General features: G+C 67.8%; 17 protein-coding genes. 13 read left to right on the top strand and 4 right to left on the bottom strand.

The window, feature by feature from the left end:
* Positions 1-44 precede the first annotated feature (44 nt).
* On the bottom strand, positions 45-683 hold the full coding sequence (locus SARO_RS18445; RefSeq protein ID WP_011906761.1) for an RpiB/LacA/LacB family sugar-phosphate isomerase: 639 nt from the start codon (positions 681-683) through the stop codon (positions 45-47).
* A gap of 126 nt (positions 684-809) precedes the next feature.
* Entirely contained in the window at positions 810-1826 is a 1017-nt protein-coding gene (locus tag SARO_RS18440) for a LacI family DNA-binding transcriptional regulator (RefSeq protein WP_011906760.1), read from the bottom strand.
* A 178-nt stretch (positions 1827-2004) separates the two neighbouring features.
* On the opposite strand from SARO_RS18440, the gene SARO_RS18435 reads away from it, so the two are divergent.
* The 8 genes from SARO_RS18435 (at position 2005) to SARO_RS18400 (ending at position 12439) form a co-directional block, all read left to right on the top strand.
* On the top strand, positions 2005-3507 hold the full coding sequence (locus tag SARO_RS18435; protein WP_041551615.1) for a UxaA family hydrolase: 1503 nt from the start codon (positions 2005-2007) through the stop codon (positions 3505-3507).
* 78 nt (positions 3508-3585) lie between these two features.
* Positions 3586-4410, top strand: a complete 825-nt coding sequence (locus SARO_RS18430; protein ID WP_234007491.1) for a 2-keto-4-pentenoate hydratase — start codon at positions 3586-3588, stop codon at positions 4408-4410.
* Positions 4411-4481: 71 nt separating this feature from the next.
* Positions 4482-5765 carry an MFS transporter gene (locus SARO_RS18425; protein WP_011906757.1) on the top strand — a complete coding sequence of 428 codons (1284 nt, stop codon included), beginning with the start codon at positions 4482-4484 and terminating at the stop codon, positions 5763-5765.
* 48 nt (positions 5766-5813) lie between these two features.
* Entirely contained in the window at positions 5814-6488 is a 675-nt protein-coding gene (locus tag SARO_RS18420; protein ID WP_011906756.1) for a TetR/AcrR family transcriptional regulator, read from the top strand.
* Positions 6489-6667: 179 nt separating this feature from the next.
* Positions 6668-9106 carry a TonB-dependent receptor gene (locus tag SARO_RS18415; protein ID WP_049759558.1) on the top strand — a complete coding sequence of 813 codons (2439 nt, stop codon included), beginning with the start codon at positions 6668-6670 and terminating at the stop codon, positions 9104-9106.
* Between the two features lie 74 nt (positions 9107-9180).
* Positions 9181-9942: an SDR family NAD(P)-dependent oxidoreductase gene (locus SARO_RS18410; RefSeq protein WP_041551613.1), complete on the top strand. Its 762-nt coding sequence runs from the start codon at positions 9181-9183 to the stop codon at positions 9940-9942.
* Positions 9939-11093 (top strand): hypothetical protein, encoded by a 1155-nt coding sequence (locus tag SARO_RS18405; RefSeq protein ID WP_011906753.1) that lies wholly within the window; start codon positions 9939-9941, stop codon positions 11091-11093. Before SARO_RS18410 ends, SARO_RS18405 begins: the two co-directional genes overlap by 4 nt.
* Positions 11090-12439, top strand: a complete 1350-nt coding sequence (locus tag SARO_RS18400) for an aromatic ring-hydroxylating oxygenase subunit alpha (protein WP_011906752.1) — start codon at positions 11090-11092, stop codon at positions 12437-12439. The genes SARO_RS18405 and SARO_RS18400 overlap by 4 nt, the downstream gene beginning before the upstream one ends.
* A gap of 76 nt (positions 12440-12515) precedes the next feature.
* Here the strand turns inward: SARO_RS18400 and SARO_RS18395 are convergent, their stop codons facing one another.
* A complete protein-coding gene (locus SARO_RS18395) occupies positions 12516-14675 on the bottom strand; it encodes a copper-transporting P-type ATPase (RefSeq protein ID WP_324608757.1) in 2160 nt (719 codons plus the stop codon).
* A 166-nt stretch (positions 14676-14841) separates the two neighbouring features.
* On the opposite strand from SARO_RS18395, the gene SARO_RS18390 reads away from it, so the two are divergent.
* Positions 14842-16125, top strand: a complete 1284-nt coding sequence (locus tag SARO_RS18390; protein ID WP_011906750.1) for a cystathionine gamma-synthase family protein — start codon at positions 14842-14844, stop codon at positions 16123-16125.
* A gap of 4 nt (positions 16126-16129) precedes the next feature.
* On the opposite strand, the gene SARO_RS18385 is transcribed toward SARO_RS18390, so the two are convergent.
* Positions 16130-17044: a LysR family transcriptional regulator gene (locus tag SARO_RS18385; RefSeq protein WP_041551708.1), complete on the bottom strand. Its 915-nt coding sequence runs from the start codon at positions 17042-17044 to the stop codon at positions 16130-16132.
* A gap of 153 nt (positions 17045-17197) precedes the next feature.
* On the opposite strand from SARO_RS18385, the gene SARO_RS18380 reads away from it, so the two are divergent.
* From SARO_RS18380 to SARO_RS18365, 4 genes are read left to right on the top strand one after another with little or no spacing between them, the layout of a single operon-like run.
* On the top strand, positions 17198-19117 hold the full coding sequence (locus SARO_RS18380) for an FUSC family protein (protein ID WP_011906748.1): 1920 nt from the start codon (positions 17198-17200) through the stop codon (positions 19115-19117).
* Positions 19114-19332, top strand: a complete 219-nt coding sequence (locus SARO_RS18375; protein ID WP_011906747.1) for a DUF1656 domain-containing protein — start codon at positions 19114-19116, stop codon at positions 19330-19332. Before SARO_RS18380 ends, SARO_RS18375 begins: the two co-directional genes overlap by 4 nt.
* The gene (locus SARO_RS18370) at positions 19329-20306 is read left to right on the top strand and encodes an HlyD family secretion protein (protein WP_011906746.1); all 978 of its coding nucleotides are present in this window, start codon (positions 19329-19331) and stop codon (positions 20304-20306) included. The genes SARO_RS18375 and SARO_RS18370 overlap by 4 nt, the downstream gene beginning before the upstream one ends.
* Positions 20303-21703 (top strand): efflux transporter outer membrane subunit, encoded by a 1401-nt coding sequence (locus SARO_RS18365; protein WP_011906745.1) that lies wholly within the window; start codon positions 20303-20305, stop codon positions 21701-21703. The genes SARO_RS18370 and SARO_RS18365 overlap by 4 nt, the downstream gene beginning before the upstream one ends.

Below are 21703 nucleotides of genomic sequence, written 5' to 3'. Positions count from 1 at the left end.
TCCTCTCCCCGCCGATCGGGGCCTGTTTTGGTCGTGCCGGGCGTTCAGGCGTCCAGGCTGCGCAGGTAGTTCGCGATCGCGTCGTCCTTGCAGTTGGGATAGAACAGTTCGGCGAACTTCTCGCCGGCGATTGCGGCCCGCAGCAGGTCCTGGTCCACGGTCTTGAGCACGGTCAGCATGTCGCGGCAGGATGCGTCCTTCAGCTCGCGCAGGATGCCGCGGTTCTTGCGCATGATCTCGGCGCGCTCGCGGGGATAGCCAAGCCCGCGCTCGCCGTCGAACAGCTTGCGGTAGACGTCCTGGAGGTTCAGTTCGGCGGCCCAGCCAAAGCCCTTGGAATAGGGCATCGAGATTGCGTTGCCGTCGTTGATCTGGCCGAACAAGAACGCGTCGGTCGGATCGATCACCAGGCCGCAGAATACGCCGGGCATGGCGTTGGCGGCGAGCATCGAGCCCATGCCGGTGCCGCAACCGGTCACCACGAAGTCGGCGGCGCCGGAATTGAGCAGGATGCCCGCGAGAAGGCCGTTCATCACGTAGGTGAGCGAGGCCTTGTCCTCTGCCGTGTACATTCCGTAGTTGAAGACCTTGTGGCCCAGCGGTTCGGCCACGGTGGTCAGGGCTTCGTGGACCACGGCGTTCTTGGCGGCCTGGCTGTTCTCGATGATGAGCGCGATCTTCATGGGATTCCCCTCTTGCTCCGGCACTCTCGGCCGGTGGGTCGTTGTCAGGTGTTGGCCTCTAGGTAACCGGTGTCATAAAATCGCGCAAGCCGATTCTTGCCGGGCCGTTCGGGCCGCCCGGTTGCCTCAGGCCGTGCCGACCGAGGCGCGTTCGATGAGGTCCGAGAGGAAGTGGGAAGGTTGCCGCCGCGCCTCGGCAGGGTCGATCAGCTTGATCGCCGCCGCCTTGGCCATGGCCTGGATCGGCCACCGCACCGTCGTCAGTGGCGGCCAGATATGGGCGGCGATTGCGGTGTCGTCGAAACCCACGATTGACAGGTCCTCGGGCACCGACAGCCCCTTCTTGCGGGCAGCGTGAAGTACACCCGCCGCCATTTCGTCATTGCTGGCGAAGATCGCGGTGGGGCGAGGGGAGGCGGCGAGCAGCTTCTCGCCCGCCGCGATGCCGGTCTCGAAGGTATAGTTGCCTTCGGCCATGATCGTCGCATCCTGCTTGATGCCGGCAGTTTCGAGCGCGTCCACATAGCCCGACGCGCGCTCCGCGGCGGAGCGGAAGCCATCGGGACCGGCGACGAAGCCGATGCGGCGATGTCCGTGATCGACGAGATAGGCCACTGCCCGGGCAACGGCCTCGCGGTCGTTCGAGGCGACCATGTGCTCGTCGTCGTCCAGCCGGACCGAACCCATGCGCACGTAGGTCACGCCAAGGTCCTCGCACAGGTCGGCCAGTGCGTCGTTTTCGGATATCGGCGGCAGCAGCATGACGCCGAACAGCCGCTGCTGTTCGAGGAAGGCGCGAACGTCGTCCAGCATGTCGGGCGAGCGGCGGTTCACCGGGCGCACGACCAGCGCGAACTCGGTGTCGCGAATCGCGGAGAGGATGCCCTCCTGCACGCCCAGCACCATTTGCGCGTTCGGGTTGTCATGGATGAGGCCGATCAGGAAGTTGCGCCGCAGCGCCAGCGCGCGCGCCTGGGGATTGGGCACATAGCCCAGTTCCGCGATCACCGCCTCGACCTTTTCGCGCGTGGCTTCGTTCAGCAGGGGCGAGCGGTTGATGACCCGGCTGACCGTCTTCTTGGAAACGCCGGCGATGCGCGCGACGTCGTTGATCGTCGGCTTGCCGTCCTTTGCCTTCTTCACGCGCGTCCCGTCCCGTCCGTGACTACACCGGTGTCAGTGCTGGAATGCTCCTAGCCTCTTCGTCGTATCGTTTGCAATCCTGCCCGATTGACACCGGTTACCTAAACGGTATCCATAAGGACAGGCAATCGAGATTGCCAGCACGAGGAGAGTCGTCTTGCCGCCGCATACCGCCGTCATGCCTGCCGCGTTTCACGTGCACGCCGCCGATGGCGTTGCCGTGGCGCTGCGTCCCTTGGCGCAGGGCGAGAGCGTGGCGGTCGATGGCGTGCGGATCACGCTGCAAAGCGGAATTCCCCAGGGACACAAGTTTGCCGTACGGTCGCATGTCGCGGGCGAACCGGTGGTAAAGTACGGACTCCCGATCGGCCGGGCCACGGCGTCGATAGCGCCGGGCGAACACGTCCATGTCCATAACCTGGCCACGGCGCTGGAGGGAGAAGTCGTCTATTCCCCAGCCGCCCCGGCGGCTTCGCCACCGCAGGCCTTCCCCTCTTCCGAGGCGACCTGGCGCGGGTATCGGCGTGCCGATGGCCGCGCCGCCACCCGCAACGAGATCTGGATTCTGCCGACGGTCGGCTGCGTCGGCCTCACGGCGGAGCAGGTAGCCCGCGCCGCCGAGTTGCGCCATGCCGGACTGATCGAGGCGGGCCGGATCGACGGAGTCCTCGCTTTCGCCCATCCCCACGGATGCTCGCAGCTTGGCGACGACCTTGGCGGAACCCGTGCGCTGCTTGCGGGCCTCGCGGCAAATCCCAACGCGGCGGGCGTGCTCCTGCTTGGCCTGGGCTGCGAATCGAACCAGCTCGCGGATCTCCTGGCCGCCATTCCCGCAGCTTCCCGCGGCAAGGTTCGCGTCCTTTCCTCGCAAGGCGCGGGCGACGAGCTTGCGGAAGCGGCGGCGCTGGTCGACGAACTCGTCGCCGAGGCGGCCACTGCCGAGCGCGAGGAGCTTCCCCTTTCGGCGCTCACGGTCGGTCTCAAGTGCGGCGGCTCCGATGGTTTCTCCGGCCTTACCGCCAACCCCCTGCTCGGTCGTTTCAGCGAGAGGCTCGCGGCCGCCGGGGGAACGCCGATCCTTACCGAGATTCCCGAGATCTTCGGCGCGGAGCAGGGCTTGCTCGAACGCGCGGTCGATGGACCGACCTTCGAGGCCGCCGCCGCGCTCGTGAACGGGTTCAAGCGCCATTACCTCGATCAGGGGTTGCCCGTTTCCGAAAACCCCTCGCCCGGCAACATCGCCGGGGGCATCACCACGCTCGAGGAAAAATCGGCCGGGGCCGTGCAGAAGGCCGGGAACGCGCCGCTCGCCTCGGTTCTCCGTTATGGCGAGCAGGCCGCAGGCCCGGGTCTGGCCTTGCTGGAGGCACCGGGCAACGATGCCGTCTCCTCGACCGGGCTCACGGCTGCGGGTGCGGTGCTGGTGCTTTTCACCACGGGGCGGGGAACGCCGCTCGGCTTTCCTGCGCCGACCGTCAAGGTCGCCTCGAATCGCGCGCTCGCCACGGCCAAGCCGCACTGGATCGATTTTGACGCGTCGCGTGTCCTCGATGAGGGCCGACAAGCGACCGACGAGGCATTCCTGGCCGACCTGCTGGCCATCGCCAGCGGGCGGAAAACCGCCGCTGAACGCGCCGGGCAGCGGGCCATTGCGATCTGGAAGAAGGGCGTGACGCTCTAGCCGATCTTGGCTGGGGAACCCTTCCGGTACTCGCTGCCACTTGCTTATGACACCGGTTTCCTATAGTGAGCCGGACGAATGAAGGACCAAGGGATGGGGATCGAATTGAACGAACAGGCGGAAGCAGTCGCGAGGGCCTTTGTCAGCGCGCGCCGCGAAGCGCGGGCGCTGGCCACCTATCCCGGCCCCGTCCCCGCGGAACTCGGTTGCGCCTATACCATCCAGGATCGTGCCATCGTGATCGATGGTCGCCGCGTTGTCGGCTGGAAGGTCGGTCGCATCAATCCGCCGCTCGACGGAACGCTCGGCGCGAACCGCCTCTCCGGTCCGATCTTCGCCGACAGCGTGGTCGATGCCTCTGATGGAGAAGAGCCGGCGATGCCGGTCTTTTCCGGGGGGTTTGCCGCCGCCGAAGCGGAGATACTGCTCCATGTCGCCCCCGGCTTTGCCGGCCCGGTCCCGACCGACGACGCCGGCACTCGCGCCATCCTCGACGAAGTGCGCCTCGGCATCGAGATCGCCAGCTCCCCCTATGCGGGCATCAACGCCGATGGCCCGCCGGTGACCGTGTCGGACTTCGGCAACAATGCCGGTCTGGTGCGTGGCCCGGCGCTCGAAAGATGGCGGGACCTTGATCTTTGCGCCATTCCCGTCCGGGGAGAGATCGACGGCGAGGTCGTGGGCGCTGCCACCGCGGCGACGATGCTCGACGGCCCCTATGGTGCGGTCCGCTTCCTTCTTGCCAACCTGATCGAGCGCGGTTTCGATGTGTCGGGGGGCCTTTGGGTGTCCTCGGGCGCGATCACCGGCGTCCACGAGATCCGCGTTGGCCAGTCGTTCCGCGCGGTGTTCGAAGGCTGCGGCGAAGTGCGTTGCAGCGTGGTCGCGGCCCAGCCTCGATAAAGGGCGCCTTGCGCTGACAGAGTTCTACGGGCGTACCGGTAAAGCCGGACGCTTTCCCCGGGAGATTACCGATGGTTGAAGCTTCCGCCCCCACGCTCGATGCCGCCTCGGCCAAGGCGGGCCGCTATCGCTGGGTGATCGTTGGCCTGCTCTTCGCGGCTACTGCGGTCAATTACATCGACCGCCAGATGATCGGCGTCCTCAAGCCGACTCTCGTCGCTGAGTTCGGCTGGACCGAGAGCGACTTCGCCAACATCGTCTTCTGGTTCCAGATGGCCTACGCCATCGGCTACATCGGCTTTGGCCGCGTCGTCGATGCGGTTGGCGCGCGGCTTGGCTATACCATCGCCATCGTCATCTGGACGATCGGGCACATGGCGCACGGCTTTGCCACCGGCGTCGCCAGCTTTGCCGCCGCGCGCTTCGGCCTCGGCGTGGGCGAGAGCGGGAATTTCCCCGCCGGCATCCGTGCCGTGACCGACTGGTTCCCCCAGCGCGAGCGCGCCTTCGCCATCGGCCTGTTCAATGCGGGCGCCAACGTCGGCGCGATCATCACCCCCTTGCTCGTGCCCGTGCTGGTGCTGTGGTTCGGCTGGCGCGCGGCATTCTTCCTGACCGGCATCTTCGGCGTGGCCTGGCTTGTCGCCTGGTGGTTCATCTATCGCCACCCCGCCGAGCACAAGCGCGTGACGCCCGCCGAACTCGCCTGGATCGAGCAGGACCCCGCCGATCCGGTTGAGAAGATCGGCTGGAGCCGCCTCCTCACCGTGCGCGAGACCTGGGCCTATGCCCTGGGCAAGTTCCTGATCGATCCGATCTGGTGGTTCTTCCTGTTCTGGCTGCCGGGCTACCTGTTCGAACGCTACGACATGGATCTCAAGACCTTCGGCCTTCCGCTCGCCGCGATCTACCTGATTTCCGACGGCGGCTCGATCTTCGGAGGCTGGATGTCCTCGCGCCTGATCAAGGCGGGCCGCACGCCCAACTTCGCCCGCAAGATGACAATGCTGCTCTGCGCTATCCTCGTCCTGCCGATCTGGTTCGCGCAGAGCCTCGACAGCGTGTGGGCCGCCGTGCTCATAATCGGCCTCGCGACGGCCGCGCACCAGGCCTTTTCCGCCAATCTCTACACCCTGCCATCGGACGTCTTCCCGCGCGGCGCTGTGGGATCGGTGGTCGGGATCGGCGGCACGGTCGGCGCGCTTGGCGGCATGGGCATGGCGCTGTTCACCGGCTACATCCTCGACAAGACCGGCAGCTACGAGATCCTCTTCGCGATCTGCGCCAGTGCCTATCTTCTTGCGCTTGCCGTTGTCCATTTCCTCAGCCCGCGCCTCGCGCCCGCGCGGGTCTGAAGCAAGGAAGCGGCTTGGCCCTGCGTGCAGTTTGTGCAACGCAGGGCCATGGCCGCCCCGCAATCCAAGCCGCTGACTCCGCGCCAGGCCGAGCGCCGCCGCCGCATCCTCGCGAGCGCGATCGCGCTGGTCAGCCGGCTGGGCTACGACGCGGTGACCATGCGCATGATCGCGCAGGACAGCGGCACTGCGGAAAAGACGCTCTACAACATCTTCGGCACCAAGGACCGGCTCGTCGCCTGTGCCGCGCGCGACCGAAGCGCCGAGGTCTTCGCGCTCGCCGCCCGGCGCGAGCCGCGTCACGGCTGGCCCCGTCTGGTCGAATTCGCCCGCGCCGCCGCCGAAGTCACGCTCGAGTCGCCGGTCCTCTCCCGCGCGCTTGCCGCGCTCCTGCTCGAACATGCCGACCTCGTCGGCCTGCACGAGGTCTACGAGGCCGAAGTCGGTGGCGCGCTCGACGCGATCATCGCCGATGGACTGCTCGACCCCGATGTGCCGCGCGAACCGATGGTCCGCATGATCCGCCTGGCGGTGGTGGCGACCGTGCTGTTCTGGTCCCGCCGCGAGATCGCCGACGCCGAACTGGAGCCCTGCATCGTCCGTCGCTGCGCGGAAACGCTCCTGCCCTTCGCCACGTCGGCAGGGGCGCTGGTCCTGCGGATCGAGGCCCGCAACGCCGCGCTGCGGATGATCGCTCCGGAGGTCATCGTCCAGGACCTGTGACTTTTTACAGTCTGCTGTAATTCTCTTTGACGGCCCTGCGTCGTTCTGTCTTTCTGTGCCCACACCGCACGGACAAGAGCGGGGACCGGGAGAGATTGCATGGGTGCCGCCGGCACTCCGTCGCCGCATGGCGCGCCATCCCCACCGGCCTCCGCGCGCGGGACAACGGGAGGCAAGACATGATCAGCAATGCCAGGTTCACCGCTTTCACCTTCGCCGCGCTTGCCGGAGCATCGCTGCTTCCGCTGGCATCGGCCCATGCGCAGGCGGCCCCGCAGGACGTCGCCGCCGACAGCGAGCAGGCCAGCGACGGTTCCGGCATCGGCGACATCATCGTCACCGCCCGCCGCCGCGAGGAACGCCTCCAGGACGTGCCGGTCTCGGTCACCGCGCTTTCGGCCGAACAGATCCGCAAGTATGACATGACCAGCCTGGAGAAGATCTCCACGCAGACGCCGCAGCTTACCATCGGTCGCGCTTCGAACGGTTCTGGCGCGCAGCTCACCCTGCGCGGCATCGGTTCGTCGTCGACCTCGATCGGCATCGAGCAGTCGGTCGCGGTCATTCTCGACGGCGTCTACTACGGCCAGGGCCGCGTCATCAACGAAGGCTTCCTCGACCTTGCCGGCGTGGAAATGCTGAAGGGCCCGCAGGCCCTGTTCTTCGGCAAGAACGCTACCGCCGGCGTGATCTCGCTGCGTTCCGCCAATCCGTCGAACAGCCCGGAATTCATGGCCCGCGCGGGGTACGAGTTCAAGGCGAAGAACCTTGTCGGCGAAGTCATGGGCTCGGGCCCGCTGTCCGATACGCTCGGCATCCGCATCGCGCTGCGTGGGTCGAACATGTTCGGCGGCTATTTCAAGAATGGCGGCATCGACAAGACCTACAACACCACCAACATCAACACCGGGGTCGTGACCCCGCACCTTGCCCCCGCGCTCACCGGCGACAATCCCGGCGAACGCGAAGTGCTGGGCCGCGTGACTTTGCAGTACAAGCCGACCGATCGCCTCACCGCGACGCTCAAGGCCAATGCCTCGTTCAACGACAACGACAACAACAGCTGGAACTACGTTCCGGTCGCCTGCGCCAATGGCACTTATGCGCTGAACCCGGCGATCAAGTGCGGCAAGCAGTTCACGATCTACCAGAACCGCTTTCCCGAGGATCTCGCCGGCACCAATCCGTTCAGCCGCGCCGATGGGGGGCTCTACAACCGCTATCGCAGCTGGGCCGTCACCGGCACGCTCGATTATGCGCTCGACGATCTGACGCTGACGTGGATCAACAACTTCAACCGCAACGTCAACCAGTGGGCCTGCGACTGCACGTTCGTCTCGTCGGACGCCGCCGCCGCACCTTCGACGGAGAAGTCGAAGTACCACGCCTTCTCGTCGGAACTGCGGGCGCAGACCTCCTATGACGGTCCGGTCAACGTCCTTGCCGGCATCTATTACCAGAAGACCAGGCGCGACCACACGCAGACCGGATCGTTCGGCAATGTCGAGGACGATACCGCACCCGCCGCCTACCGCTATCTCGGCTACCTGAAGCGGTCGGAAACCGACGGCGAAACGATTTCGGGCTATGGCCAGGCCACGTGGAAGCTGGTCGAAGGGCTCGAGGCGACCGCGGGCGTACGCTACACGCACGAGACGAAGGACAGCTATCTCGTCCAGCCCTATGTCAACGCGGCGCTCCAGTTCCTCTTCCCGCAGGACAAGGTGATCCGCGCCGGGCAGGCCTTCGACAACTGGTCGCCCGAAGCCACGCTCACCTGGAAGCCCACCAGCGACATCACCGTCTATGGCGCCTACAAGACCGCCTACAAGTCGGGCGGCTTCTCGAACTCGGGCTTCGTCAGCACCGGCACCGTGCCGAGCGACGTCGCCTTCAATCCCGAAAAGGCGCGCGGCTTCGAAGCGGGCATCAAGACCACGCTGCTCGACCGCCAGCTTCGCGTCAATCTCGGCGTCTACACCTACAAGTACGTCGACCTGCAGGTGGACTTCTTCAATTCCAACACCTTCGCCTTCATCACCACCAATGCCGGCGGCGTGCGGACGAGGGGCGTCGAGCTGGAGTTCGAGTTCGCACCGCGCGCCCTCGATGGCTTCAACCTGCATGGCACGGTGAACTATAACCGCGCCCGCTACACCAACTACATTGCCCCCTGCTATGGCGGGCAGAGCGTGGATGCGGGCTGCGACACCGTGTTTCAGGGCGCGGGCGGCCAGGACCTCAGCGGCAAGCCGACCGCCGTGGCGCCCGCATGGACCGGCTCGTTCGGCTTCAGCTACGAGACGCCGGTTGCGGACAACCTCAACTTCGGCCTTTCCGCCGACAGCCGCTACTCCGGCTCCTACCTTGCATCCAGCTTCGCCCACCCGCTGTCGCGCCAGGACGAATACCTTACCATCGACGCCAGCGTCCGCCTGCGCACCGCCGACGACAAGTACGAACTCGCGCTCATCGGCAAGAACCTGACCAACCGCTTCATCGTGGGCGGCGTGGTCGATGCGCCCAACACGCCTGCCGTTGTCGGTCAGGTTGCTGACCAGATGGGCTTCGTCTCGCTGCCGCGCACCGTGCAGGTCCAGGCGACCGTCCGCTTCTGAGGATCCTCCCTGCCCCCGGCGACTGACACTTTCGCCGGGGGACTTTTTCTTGAAACGGGATCAGGCTCATCATCATGGAATTGCAAGGGAAGATCGCCTTGGTCACTGGCGCCGCATCGGCGGCGGGCCTCGGCTTTGCCACGGCACGCCTGCTCGCGCGGCGCGGGGCGGCGGTCTGGCTTACCGATATCGACGCCGCCGGTGCCGAGGCCCGTGCCGCTGAACTGGCTGCCCAAGGGTTTGCCGCGCGCGGCATGGGGCATGACGTGACCAGCGCCAGTGGCTGGGCCGAAGTGCTTTTCGCCATCGCCCGGCAGGACGGTCGCGGACCGGACATTCTCGTGAACAACGCGGGCATCGCCGTGTTGCGCTGGACGCCCGATCTCGAACCGGACGAATGGCAGCGCCAGATCGATGTCAACCTGACCAGCGTCTACCTCGGCTGCCGCGCAGTCCTTCCCGCGATGCGCGCGGCGGGCGATGGCGCCATCGTCAATATCTCGTCGGTTGCGGGCCTTGTCGGCATTCCGGGGGCCTCCGCCTATGCCGCCAGCAAGGGCGGGGTGCGGCTCTACACCAAGTCGCTGGCGATGGAGTGCGCGCGCGAGGGAATCCGCGTCAATTCCGTCCATCCCGGCGTGATCTGGACCGAGATGCAGCAGGTCGCGATCCGCGACAACCCGGACCAGTACGATGCGATCAACGCCTCGATCCCGGCCGGGCGCATGGGTGAACCCGATGATATCGCGCAGGCCGTCGCGTTCCTCGCGTCGCCTGCCGCAAGATACATCACCGGCGCGGAACTTGCCGTCGATGGCGGGCTGACCGCGCAATGACCGGGCAGGGCCAGTCCCCCGCCGCGTCGGGGCCGGTCTGGCCGCCCTTCGTCCTGCTCGGCATCGGCGCGGGCTGCATTTCAGCGCTCCAGCCGCTTCTCCTCGACCTGCTGCGCCAGTCGGACAAGCTCGACGTGGCCGCGATGGGCCTGGCCGCTACGGCAGAAGCCGCCGGCATGGCGATCGCGACGACGCTTGCCGCCTTGCGGCTGCCGCTTGCCGGACTTCGCACCAAGGCCGTCCTTGCGCTCGCGGCGATGGTCCTTGCCAATGCCGGCACGGTGTTCGCAGGGGCCGAGGCGGTGGTCGTGCTGCGCTTCGTCAACGGTGCGGGTTCAGGCATCCTGTTGTGGCTGCTGGTCGGGATGCTTTCCCGGTCAGATGCGCCCGCCCGTATATTCGCGATCTACGTGACCGCGCAGTCCGTCCTCGCGTTGGCGCTGTCGCAGGCCATCGCGGCGCTCGTCGCGCCTGCCTTCGGTCATGCCGGGGCCTATGGCCTGCTGGTGCTGCTGAACCTTGCCATGCTCGTCGCGGTTCCGCGCCTGGCGGACGGGTTTGCCGGCGCCGATGCGGGGTCGATGGGTCTGCCCGGTCCCCGTGCGCTGCTCGTCCTTCTCGCAATGGCGGCGTTCCTTGCCGGCATCATGGGCCTTTGGGTCTATCTCCTGCCTCTGCTCGCGGCCTCCGGCCACGATGCGGCCACCGCTGGCATGGCGGTGCCCGTTGGTATCGCCGGGCAGATCGCGGGCGGCCTGCTGGCGGTTTTCCTCGCTTCCCGGCTGGGCGCGGTAACCGCGTGGGTCTGCGGCATCGTCCTTGCGCTCGCCGCCATCGTGCTGCTGGTCGGCGCTGCCGGTACCCTGCCGATGCTGCTGGGCGCCGGGCTGTTCGGCCTCGTGTGGATCTTCGTGCCGCCATTCCAGATGCCCGCCGTGCTCGGCGTCGACCCGACGGGCCGGGGGGCCATGCTGGTCGGAACCGCGCAGCTTTCCGGCACCGTCATCGGCCCGCTTGCCGCCGCGCCCCTTGTCGCGCGTCTTGGCGTCTCGGCGGTTTCCGGCCTCGCCGCGGCCTGGCTGGCGCTCTCGCTTCTCATGCTCATGGCCGCGCGTTTCGGCCACAGGACTTTCGAAAGGACCTCGTCATGACGACCCTGCGTGAAGACGTTCCGCCGCCGATGGACGGCCGCGATCCCTCGCACCTGCGCGGCGATGCCATTACCGGCGACCGCTATTATTCGGCTGAATTCGCCCGGAAGGAATGGGACGGGCTGTGGACGCGCATCTGGCACATTGCCGGGCGCACCGCCGAAATTCCCGAAGCGGGCGATTTCCTCGTCCATACCTTCATGAAGGAATCGGTCATTGCCGTGCGCCAGGACGACGGTTCAGTCCGCGCCTTCTACAATTCCTGCGGCCATCGCGGGATGCGCATGGTCGACCAGTCGAGTTCGGTCGCCGCGTTCCATTGCCCCTACCACGGCTGGCGCTGGGGCATCGACGGCGTGCTCGAACACGCGCAGGACGCCGACGTCGATTTCAAGCGTGGCAACCCCTGCGGCAAGCTGAAGCTCAAGGAACTGCGCTGCGGTACCTGGGGCGGCTTCGTCTGGTACACCATGGCCGAGGAAGGCCCTTCGCTCGAGGAATACCTCGCGCCGATGCCCGCGCTGTACAAGAATTACCCGATGGATACCGCGGTCCGGGTCGCGTGGTATCGCATCGAACTCAACGCCAACTGGAAGTTCGTCACCGACAACTTCTCGGAAAGCTATCACACCCGGACCGCGCATCCCCAGGTCCCGCCGTGGATCGACCAGGACGTCGATTCCGCCCGGCATGAGATGTGGCCCGCCGGCCATGGGCGCACGGTCCAGCCGATGCGGCCCTCGCTGACCGACCGGCCCGCCGATGGCACCGAACACATGTTCGCCCACATCCTGCGCGCGTGGGACATCGATCCGGCAAAGTATTCCAGCTACGAGGAATTCGCGCTCCAGGGGTGGAAGGACCTGAAGCAGGCGAAGCGCCGCCTGTGGCGCGAGCGGGGTTATGTCCACTACGAGAACATGGACGACGAGGAGATCACCGACAGCCCGCACACGGTGATCTTCCCCAATGTCACCATCAGCTTCCTGCCCGACAATCTCATCCTTTTCCGCAGCGAACCGCACGCGACCGATCCCGAGAAGTGCTACTTCGACCTGTGGTGCATGGCCTTCCCGGTCGAGGGGCAGAGCGAGGTGGAATCGATCATGGCCGGGGTGCGCCCTCTGCGCGAGGTGGCGGAGTGCGAGCATCGGGTGTTCGATGGCGGGCGCGGCATTCCCGAACTGGCCGGGCAGATCGTCTACCAGGACATGGAATTGGCCGAAAACATGCAGGCCGGCATGCATTCTCGCGGATATTCAGATGCCTACCTCTCGGACCAGGAGACCCGCATCCGCTTCTTCCACGAGGTGCTGAACGACTGGATCGAGGGCCGGAAGGGCTGAAAGCGCGGCATGACGCGAACGGCACCTAACGGCACCTAACGGCACCTAACGGCACCTAACTGCACCGGGGTGTTCCTCAAATCGCCTGCCGGTTGAGCCTGAGCGCATTGGCGATGACGCTGACCGAGGATAGCGCCATCGCCGCCGCCGCGATCACGGGCGAGAGCAGGATGCCGAACCAGGGATAGAGCAATCCCGCCGCGACGGGCACGCCAGCGGCGTTGTAGACGAACGCGAAGACGAGGTTCTGGCGGATGTTCGACATCGTAGCCTGGCTGAGCCTGCGCGCCCGCACGATGCCGTTGAGATCGCCCTTGAGCAGGGTGACGCCCGCGCTTTCGATCGCGACGTCGGTGCCCGATCCCATCGCGATGCCGACGTCGGCGGCGGCGAGCGCGGGGGCGTCGTTGACGCCGTCTCCGGCCATGGCGACGACCCTGCCCTCGGACCTGAGGCGGGCGACGACTGCGCTTTTCTGGTCGGGAAGGACTTCGGCCTCGACCTCGCCGATGCCTAGCCGGGCGGCGACGGCGTGCGCGGTGGTGCGATTGTCGCCGGTCAGCATGACCACCCGGATGCCTTCGCGGCGCAGTGCCTCGAGCGCTTCGGGGGTGGTCGGCTTTACCGGATCGGCAATGGCTAGCACCCCGCCGACCGCAGTGTCGATGCCGACGAAGATCGCGGTCGCGCCTTCTGCGCGCAGGGCGTCGGCACGGGCGGCAAGTGCGGCGGTGTCGAGCCCGTGGTCGGCAAGGAAGCGCGCGTTGCCGAGCACGATCCGCCGTCCCTCGACCGTGCCCAGCGCTCCGCGCCCGGTGGGGGAATCGAAGCCGGTGACCGGCGGCAGCGAGAGCGACCTGGCCGTGGCGGCCTCGACGATGGCAAGGGCGAGCGGATGTTCGGATGCGCGCTCGACCGCTGCGGCAAGGCGCAGAATCTCGTCCTTGCTGAAGCCCTCCGACGGGACGATGGCGGTCACCGCTGGATGCCCCTGGGTCAGCGTGCCGGTCTTGTCGACGACGAGGGTGTCCACCTTCTCCATCCGCTCCAGCGCTTCGGCGTTGCGGATCAGCACGCCCAATCCCGCGCCCCTGCCGACGCCGACCATGATCGACATTGGAGTGGCGAGGCCCAGCGCGCAGGGGCAGGCGATGATGAGCACCGCAACAGCCGACACCAGACCGTTGGCAAGGCGCGGCGGCGGGCCCCAGATGCTCCACGCGGCGAAGGCAAGGAGGGCGGCCGCGATCACCGCCGGCACGAACCAACCGGCCACCTGGTCAGCCATGCGCTGGATCGGTGCGCGCGAGCGCTGGGCGTCGGCCACCATCCGCACGATCCGGGCGAGCATCGAATCGCGCCCGGTGCGGGTGGCGGCGACGACCAGCGCCCCGGTCTGGTTCATCGTGCCGCCGATCACCGCGTCGCCCACCTGGCGGGCAACGGGCATGGATTCGCCGGTGACCATGGATTCGTCGACCGAGGAACGCCCGTCGACGACCGTGCCGTCGACAGGGACCTTCTCGCCTGGGCGCACCCGGACGCGGTCTCCTGGCTGGATCAGGTCGATGCCGAGTTCCTCCTCGCTGCCGTCTGCGAGCAGGCGGCGCGCGGTTCTGGGCGCGAGGCCAAGCAGGGCCTTGATCGCGCCCGACGTGCGTTCCCGCGCGCGCAGCTCCAGGACCTGGCCGAGGAGAACGAGGACGGTGATGACCGCCGCCGCCTCGAAATAGACCGCGACGCTGCCATCGGGATTGCGGAACGCCGGCGGGAAGAGCGCGGGGGCAAGGGCTGCGACCATGCTGTAGGCCCAGGCGACGCCCGTACCCATCGCGATCAGCGTGAACATGTTGAGGCTGCGGTTGCGCAACGAGGCCCAGCCGCGCGCGAAGAACGGCCAGCCCGCCCACAAGACTACCGGTGTGGACAGCGCGAGCTGGATGAAGATCGACAGGCGCATCGGCACCGCGTGGTGGATGGCCGGAAACAGGTGACCACCCATTTCCAGCAGGAACACTGGCAGGGCAAGCGCCAGGCCCACGGCGAAGCGGCGCGTCATGTCGGCAAGCTCGGGGCTGGGGCCGGTGTCGGCGCGGGCCAGTTCGGGTTCCAGCGCCATGCCGCAGATCGGGCAGGGGCCGGGGTGGTCCTGCCGCACCTGCGGGTGCATCGGGCAGGTCCAGACCGTGCCTTCGGGGACAGGGCCAGGGACAGGGTCGCGCGGCACATCCGGCATTGCGGCGTGTGCATGGTGATGATGGTGGCAATCGCTCATCGCAGCCGCATCCCTGTTGACCGACCATGGCATGCACCCCGATACGGGGGGAGGCAACTGCGAACGTTTACAGACGTTTGTCTGCCAACCGGGTGCGTCCGCCACCCCCATCGTGAAGGAGACCAGCATGAGCGCACCCCGCGAAAGCCGGAAGGCCATCGGCAACCATCCGCTCCATCCCGAAACGCTCATGCTGAACCACGGTTACGACCCGCACCTGTCCGAAGGCGCGGTGAAGCCGCCGGTGTTCCTGACCTCGACCTTCGTGTTCCCCACGGCCGAGGAGGGGCGCGACTTCTTCGACTATGTCGCCGGCCGCAAGGAGCCGCCGCCGGGACAGGGCCGGGGCCTCGTCTATTCGCGCTTCAACCATCCCAACAGCGAGATCGTCGAGGACAGGCTGGCCGTCTACGAGGGCGCCGAGGCGGGCGTCGTGTTCTCCTCTGGCATGGCGGCGATCACCACTGCGCTGCTTGCCTTCGCGCGACCGGGCGACGTGATCCTGCATTCGCAGCCGCTCTACGGCGGGACCGAGACGCTGCTGGCGAAGACGTTCGCCAACCTCGGCATCGGCGCGGTCGGATTTGCCGACGGGCTGGGCGATGAAGAGATCGCGGCGGCGGCCGATGCGGCGATGGGGCGCGGCAGGGTGTCGGTCGTGCTGATCGAGACGCCGGCCAACCCGACCAACAGCCTTGTCGACATCGCGCTGGCCCGGCGCGTCTGCGATGCGATCGGCGAGGCGCAGGGGCACCGGCCGCTGCTGATGTGCGACAATACGCTGCTCGGTCCGGTCTTCCAGCGACCGCTCGATCATGGCGCGGACGTCTCGCTCTATTCGCTGACGAAGTACGTCGGCGGGCATTCGGACCTGGTTGCCGGTGCGGCGCTGGGTTCGGCGGCGATCATGCGCGAGATCCGGCTGCTGCGCAGCGCCATCGGCACGCAGCTCGATCCGCACAGTTGCTGGATGCTTGGCCGCTCGCTCGAGACGCTGGCGCTGAGGATGGAAAAGGCGAATGCCAACGCTGCGGTCGCGGCGGCATTCCTGCGCGACCATCCCAAGGTGCGGCATGTCTCCTATCCGTTGTTCAACGAACCGGATTCGCCCCAGGCTCGTCTCTTTGCCCGGCAATGTACCGGGGCCGGATCGACGTTCTCGTTCGATATCGTTGGCGGTCAGGATGCCGCCTTCCGCTTCCTCAACGCACTCCAGATCTTCAAACTGGCGGTGAGCCTTGGCGGCACGGAGTCGCTTGCCAGCCATCCGGGGACCACGACGCATTCGGGCGTTCCGGCCGACGTGCGCGAGCGGATCGGCGTACACGAGACGACAGTTCGCCTGTCCATCGGCATCGAGCATCCGGACGATATCGTCGCCGACCTCGCGCAGGCGCTGGATCGGGCCTGACCGGCTACCCGGGCCGGACGGCGATAGGTTGCGGTTGCTCGTCGAAACCTTCCACCAGGGCATGGTGGGCGAAGGCAATGCGGGGATGCCTGAGGGCGCTTGGCAGCCAGGCGAGGAAATAGTCGTGGACCGGCAGCGCGACCGGCGCGGGAATTTCCGCCAGCGAGCCTTGCGCGATCTGCCGGGCGCAGAGGTAGCCCGGCAGTACGGTCCAGCCGAAGCCCTGTTCCATCATGCCCCGCAGGCACCGCAGATCCTGCCCGATGAGCGCCGGTGCGGGCGATTTCGTGCCAAGCCTGTTGGCGGTGAGCCAATCGTCCACCAGCGGCCTTTCGAGATTGTAGGCCAGCATCGGTTCCGCCATCAGCGCGCGCGCCAGATCCGGTGCGGCTGCGATGCGGGAGGCAACGGCGGGCGAGGCGACCGCGTGGAGCCGTTCCTGGTGTATGAGCCGCCCCCGCAGCCGCTTGTCCTGCACCGCATAGCCAAGCAGGCCCAAGTCATGGTGTCCATCCAGCAATCCTGCGCGGGTCTCGTCCCGGTCGCCCGCCTGCAGCCGGACGCGCATGCCCGAGCGGAGCAGCGGGAGCAGTCGGGGGGCGATGACTTCTGCGAGGAAATCGCCGTTGCCGATCAGGCGGACGGCACCCGACATATCGGTCGAGCGGGCGCGCGCGGAGGATAGTGCCGCCTCGGCGATGTCGAGGCTGTCGCTGATGCCGGCGGCAAGTTCGTCGGCGGCCTGGGTCGGCGTCACCCCCCGGGCGTGGCGCTCGAACAGCTCGCGTTCGAGCCCTGCCTCGAGCGTGGCGATGTGTTGCGACACGGCAGGTTGGGTCAGCCCGAGGCTGCGCGCGGCGGCCGTGATCGAACGCTGGCGGTAAACCTCGACGAAGGTACGAAGCTGGGGCAGTGACATAACCGCATCCATAACCAACTTTATGGATCACCGCCACAGATCTGTTTTGTACCCTGCGTTGCCGCTATGTAGCCCGTCGGCCTCCCTCCTGCGCGCAGGCTCCATGTTCGATTCGCAAGCCATTGAAAGTGCCCTTCACGGGCCGGTGCCGCAATGACCGCGGCGCGCCGGTTCGCGCTGGCCTATTCAGCCAAGACAGCGGCGGCGGCGCTGCTGGCGCTTTGGATCAGCCTGTGGGTCGGCCTGTCGATGCCGTTCTGGGCGATGACCACGGCCTATATCGTCAGCAGCCCCATGTCCGGCGCGACGCGCTCCAAGGCGGTCTACCGGGTGGGTGGTACGGTGCTGGGCGCGGCGGTGGCGGTGGCGCTCGTTCCTGCGCTGGTCGACTGGCCCGAATTGTTGAGCCTTGCAATCGCACTATGGCTGGGCGGTTGCCTGGCCGTCGCGCTGCTTGACCGCTCGCCGCGTGCCTATGTGGTGATGCTGGCAGGGTATACCGCAGCGCTTGTCGCTTTCCCGGCGGTCGACCGGCCGGATGCGGTGTTTTCCATCGCCGTCGCGCGCGTGACCGAGATCGCGCTCGGCATCGGATGCAGCACGGTCGTCCACAGCCTGTTCTGGCCCCGCTCGGTCGCAGAGGCGATGCAGCCACGCCTGCGCGCGTGGCTTGCCGATGCGCGGCAATGGCACGGCGATATCGTCGGCGGCAGCGACAATGCCAGGTTGCTTACGGACAAACGCAGGCTTGCCGTCGACGCCATGGACTGTGCGCTGCTGGCGACGCATGTGCCGTTCGACACCTCGCACTGGCGCGAGGCGACGGCGACCTTGCAGGCCCTGTTGCGCCGGATGCTGCTGCTGTTGCCGGTGCTGTCGGGCCTTGCGGATCGCAAGGCGGCGCTGGACGGTGAAGGCGACGAGGGCAGGGATGGGGCGACCTGGGCCATGCTCCTCCGGGAAAGCCTTGCCCAGCGCGATGGCGAGGCGCGCACGCTGCTCGGCGAATGCGATGCACTGCTGGCGCATCTGGCGGACCCGGCATCGCCGCGCCCCGACCTGCCGGATTGGCGCGAGGGCGCGGTCAGGTTTCACGCCGAGCCCGCGGGCGCGATCCTGTCCGGCGCATCTGCGCTGGTGGCAACGCTTGCGGCCTGCGCCCTATGGATCTTTACCGGGTGGGCGGACGGCGGCGTCGCGGCGGTGCTGACCGGCATCTTCTGCTGCCTGTTCGCCGCGCAGGATAACCCGGTGCCCGCCATCCTCTCGTTCGGCGGGGCCATCGTGGCGGGCATTCCGATTGCGGCGCTGTACCTCTTCTTCGTTCTGCCGGGCGTGGACGGGTTCGCGGCGCTGGCGCTCCTGCTGGCAATACCGCTCGTCGCCATCGGCGCGTTGATGACGCACCCCCGCCTTGGCCTGCCGGCGATGGCGTGCCTTGTCGGCTTCTGCAGCGCGATGGCGATACAGGAGGAATACGTCGCCGATTTCGCGCGCTTCCTCAATTCCAACCTCGCGCAGATCGTGGCGGTGATCCTTGCCGCCGGGACCACGGCATGCTTCCGGATGGCTGGCGGCGACGTTGCCATCGCGCGGCTGAACCGGCGCATGCAGCGGGGGCTGGTGGACATTGCCCGCGCCCCTTCCGCACCCGATCCGCTGGCGACGCTGAGCCGCGTGACCGACCAGCTCGCGCTTATCGCCCAGAGGCTGGGCGGGGCGACCGACGCCGCGTCGATGGGGCTTGGCGAAGTGCGCCTCGCGATGAATCTCGTCTCGATCCAGAGGCTGCGGGCGTCGTCTTCGGGGCCGCTGCGCGCCGCGCTCGACGATGTGCTGGAAGAAGCGGCGCACTGGTTCGCCGCGCCGCCCACGGCCGAGGGACCGTCGCGGCGGATGCTGGACCGGCTTGACGGTGCGTTGCGCCTGACGCTGGCCAATCCGCCACCGCGCCCGGGCGGGCTGGAACACCTGTTCCGCCCAGGCCCCGACCAGGGCCGCCCCGCGCTCGTCGCCCTGCGGCGCAGCCTCTTCTCCCGGGCCGAGCCGTTTTCAGCAGGAGCCTCCGCATGACGGGCGAATATGCCATCGCCGGAATATTCGTCGCCGCAGCGCCGCTCCACGCGCTGGTGGCCCTCGCGCTCGTCCTGCTCATCCACCGTATGCTGGTTCGTACGCGGTTCTATCGCTGGGTCTGGCACCCGGTGCTTGTCGACAGCGCGATGTTCGCGATTGCCTGGGCGCTGATCGCGCTGTGGTTGCCCCTCTTCCTGCAGAGAATCCCATGACCGACCAGACCCGCATTTCCCCGCCCGTGCGCAAGGCGCTGCGCCTTGCCGTGACCGCTGCTTTCGTCGTCGGAGCCATCCTCGCCGTTCGCGCGCTTGTCGGCTATTACCAGGCCGATCCCTGGACCCGCGACGGCAGGGTGCGGGCCGACATCGTGCAGGTGTCGCCCGATGTCGGGGGGATCGTGGTCGCGGTTCGCGTCACGCATGACCAGCAGGTGCACAAGGGCGACGTTCTGTTCGAGATCGACCCTTCGCGCTTCGACCTGGCGGTGGCGCGCGCGCAGGCCCAGTTGCGGCAGGCGCAGGCCGAAGTTGCGCAGGCGCGGGCGGCCATCGGCCATGCCGGCGTGACGCTGACCGAGGCTCGGCGCGAGGCGGCGCGCAACCGGGGCCTGGGCGATCTTGTCGCGGGCGAGCTGACCGAGCAGAGCGAGACCCGCGTGGGCGAGGGCCAGGCGAAGATGGCCGAGGCGGGCGCCGCTCTCGCGGCTGCGGAAGCAAGGGTCGAGGCCGCGCGCAATGCGCTGAACCTTGCCAGACTGGATCGCGCGCGGACGAAGGTCGTTGCCCCGGTCGATGGCGAGATGTCGGACGTGGTGCTGCGTCCCGGCGACTACGTGAGCGCGGGTGCCCCGGTCCTTGCCCTGATCGACAGCGCGAGCCTTCGGGTCGAAGGCTACTTCGAGGAAACCAAGTTGCCGCGCATCCATGCCGGGCAGCGCGCGACGATCCACCTGATGGGCGAAGATACTGTCCTTACTGGCCGGGTGGTTTCCATCGCGGGGGCGATCGCGGATCAGGATCGCGGCAAGGAGCCGCGCCTCGTGCCCGCGATCAACCCGACGTTCAGTTGGGTCCGTCTGCCCCAGCGCGTACCCGTTCGTGTCCGGCTGGACCGGCCGCCGGCGGGCATTGCGCTGATTGCCGGGCGCACCGCCTCGGTCTCGCTCGACCAGGAACACACGTCGTGAGGCGCGGGCTGCTCTCGCTTGGCATGGTGGCTTCGCTGGGGGCGTGTACCGTCGGGCCGGACTACCACTTGCCAGAGACCGCAGCGATCCGGACGCCGTCGGCGAGCGCGCCCCTGCCGGCGGACGGGAACGTCGCGACGGCTGCCGATCTCCCGCCGCGCTGGTGGCATCTCTATGACGATCCCGTCCTCGATCGGCTTGAGCAAGAGGCGCTGGACGGCAGCACCGACCTGCGCGAGGCGGCGGCGAACCTTCAGCGGGCAAGGGCTGTGACGGCGGCGGCGGAAGGGGCTTCGGAGCCTGATTTCGAGGTCGAGGGCGCGGCGGAACGGGCACGGCTTTCGGGCGAGACGTTCCTGCTGGACGAAGCGCTGCCTGTGGCAACGCTGGGCGATGCGGGCCTTTCGATGCGCTATCAGTTCGACCTGTTTGGCCGGGTCCGCCGCTCGGTCGAGGCCGCGAAGGCCGGGGAAGAGGCGCGTCAGGCGCTGCTGGAAGCCGTCAAGGTCACTCTCGCGGGGGAAGTCGCGCGAGCCTATGTTGGCGTGTGCAGCGCGCACGAAGGGCTCGAACTGGCCGAGCGCGCTGTCAGCGTGCAGGAGGCGCAGGCGGATGCCGTGCGGCGGATGCACGCGGCAGGGCGGCTTGGCGCGACCGAGGTGACGGCCATCGAATCCCGCCTCGCTGCGGCGCGCGCGCGTCTTCCGGAGGAACGCACGCGGATCAGGGCTTCGCTCTACCGCCTGGCCTTCCTGCTCGGCCGGGCGCCTGCGGACTATCCGCGCGAGGCCGAGGGATGCACGCATCTTCCCCGCCTTGCCCGCCCGCTACCGGCGGGCGATGGCGCGTCACTGCTGGCGCGACGGCCCGACATCCGGGCGGCGGAGCGGGAACTGGCGGCGGCGACGGCACGCATCGGGGTTGCGACGGCGGACCTGTATCCGCAGATCGGCTTTGGCCTGTCCGCCGGGTCCAGCGGGTTCCTCTCGGATCTGGGAGAGGCGCCTGCCAATCGCTGGAGCATCGGCTCGTTGATCCACTGGAGCTTCCCCGGCGCGGGGGCGAGGGCGCGGGTCCGGGCGGCCAATGCGGATGCCGACGCGGCGCTTGCCCGGTTCGACGGGGTGGTCCTTTCATCGCTGCGCGAGGCGCACACCGCGCTCGACGCCTATGCGGGGGCGCACGACCGTTCGGTCGAGCTGGACCTTGCCGCAGGGGCGGCGCAGCGCGGAGCCGAGCAGGTGGCGCGCCTGCGCCAGGCGGGACGCGCGGCCGCCTTGCCCGACCTTGACAGCCAAACCACCGCGCTGGCCGCGCAGGCGCGTGCCCATGCAGGGCGCGAGGCCGTGGTCGAGAGCCAGATCACGCTGTTCATGGCGCTTGGCGGCGGATGGTAG

This window comes from Novosphingobium aromaticivorans DSM 12444, from assembly GCF_000013325.1.
Classification (GTDB): Bacteria; Pseudomonadota; Alphaproteobacteria; order Sphingomonadales; family Sphingomonadaceae; genus Novosphingobium; species Novosphingobium aromaticivorans.
The sequence above is the reverse complement of the archived record's forward strand: the minus strand, read 5'-3'. Positions and strand labels throughout refer to the sequence as shown.

Excerpts from the sequence above, each read along its gene's own strand:
- SARO_RS18445 (WP_011906761.1), bottom strand. The coding sequence starts at position 683 with ATGAAGATCGCGCTCATCATCGAGAACAGCCAGGCCGCCAAGAACGCC.
- SARO_RS18435 (WP_041551615.1), top strand. The coding sequence starts at position 2,005 with ATGCCTGCCGCGTTTCACGTGCACGCCGCCGATGGCGTTGCCGTGGCG.
- SARO_RS18430 (WP_234007491.1), top strand. The coding sequence starts at position 3,586 with ATGAAGGACCAAGGGATGGGGATCGAATTGAACGAACAGGCGGAAGCA.
- SARO_RS18425 (WP_011906757.1), top strand. The coding sequence starts at position 4,482 with ATGGTTGAAGCTTCCGCCCCCACGCTCGATGCCGCCTCGGCCAAGGCG.
- SARO_RS18420 (WP_011906756.1), top strand. The coding sequence starts at position 5,814 with ATGGCCGCCCCGCAATCCAAGCCGCTGACTCCGCGCCAGGCCGAGCGC.
- SARO_RS18415 (WP_049759558.1), top strand. The coding sequence starts at position 6,668 with ATGATCAGCAATGCCAGGTTCACCGCTTTCACCTTCGCCGCGCTTGCC.
- SARO_RS18410 (WP_041551613.1), top strand. The coding sequence starts at position 9,181 with ATGGAATTGCAAGGGAAGATCGCCTTGGTCACTGGCGCCGCATCGGCG.
- SARO_RS18405 (WP_011906753.1), top strand. The coding sequence starts at position 9,939 with ATGACCGGGCAGGGCCAGTCCCCCGCCGCGTCGGGGCCGGTCTGGCCG.
- SARO_RS18400 (WP_011906752.1), top strand. The coding sequence starts at position 11,090 with ATGACGACCCTGCGTGAAGACGTTCCGCCGCCGATGGACGGCCGCGAT.
- SARO_RS18395 (WP_324608757.1), bottom strand. The coding sequence starts at position 14,675 with ATGCCGGATGTGCCGCGCGACCCTGTCCCTGGCCCTGTCCCCGAAGGC.
- SARO_RS18390 (WP_011906750.1), top strand. The coding sequence starts at position 14,842 with ATGAGCGCACCCCGCGAAAGCCGGAAGGCCATCGGCAACCATCCGCTC.
- SARO_RS18385 (WP_041551708.1), bottom strand. The coding sequence starts at position 17,044 with ATGTCACTGCCCCAGCTTCGTACCTTCGTCGAGGTTTACCGCCAGCGT.
- SARO_RS18380 (WP_011906748.1), top strand. The coding sequence starts at position 17,198 with ATGACCGCGGCGCGCCGGTTCGCGCTGGCCTATTCAGCCAAGACAGCG.
- SARO_RS18375 (WP_011906747.1), top strand. The coding sequence starts at position 19,114 with ATGACGGGCGAATATGCCATCGCCGGAATATTCGTCGCCGCAGCGCCG.
- SARO_RS18370 (WP_011906746.1), top strand. The coding sequence starts at position 19,329 with ATGACCGACCAGACCCGCATTTCCCCGCCCGTGCGCAAGGCGCTGCGC.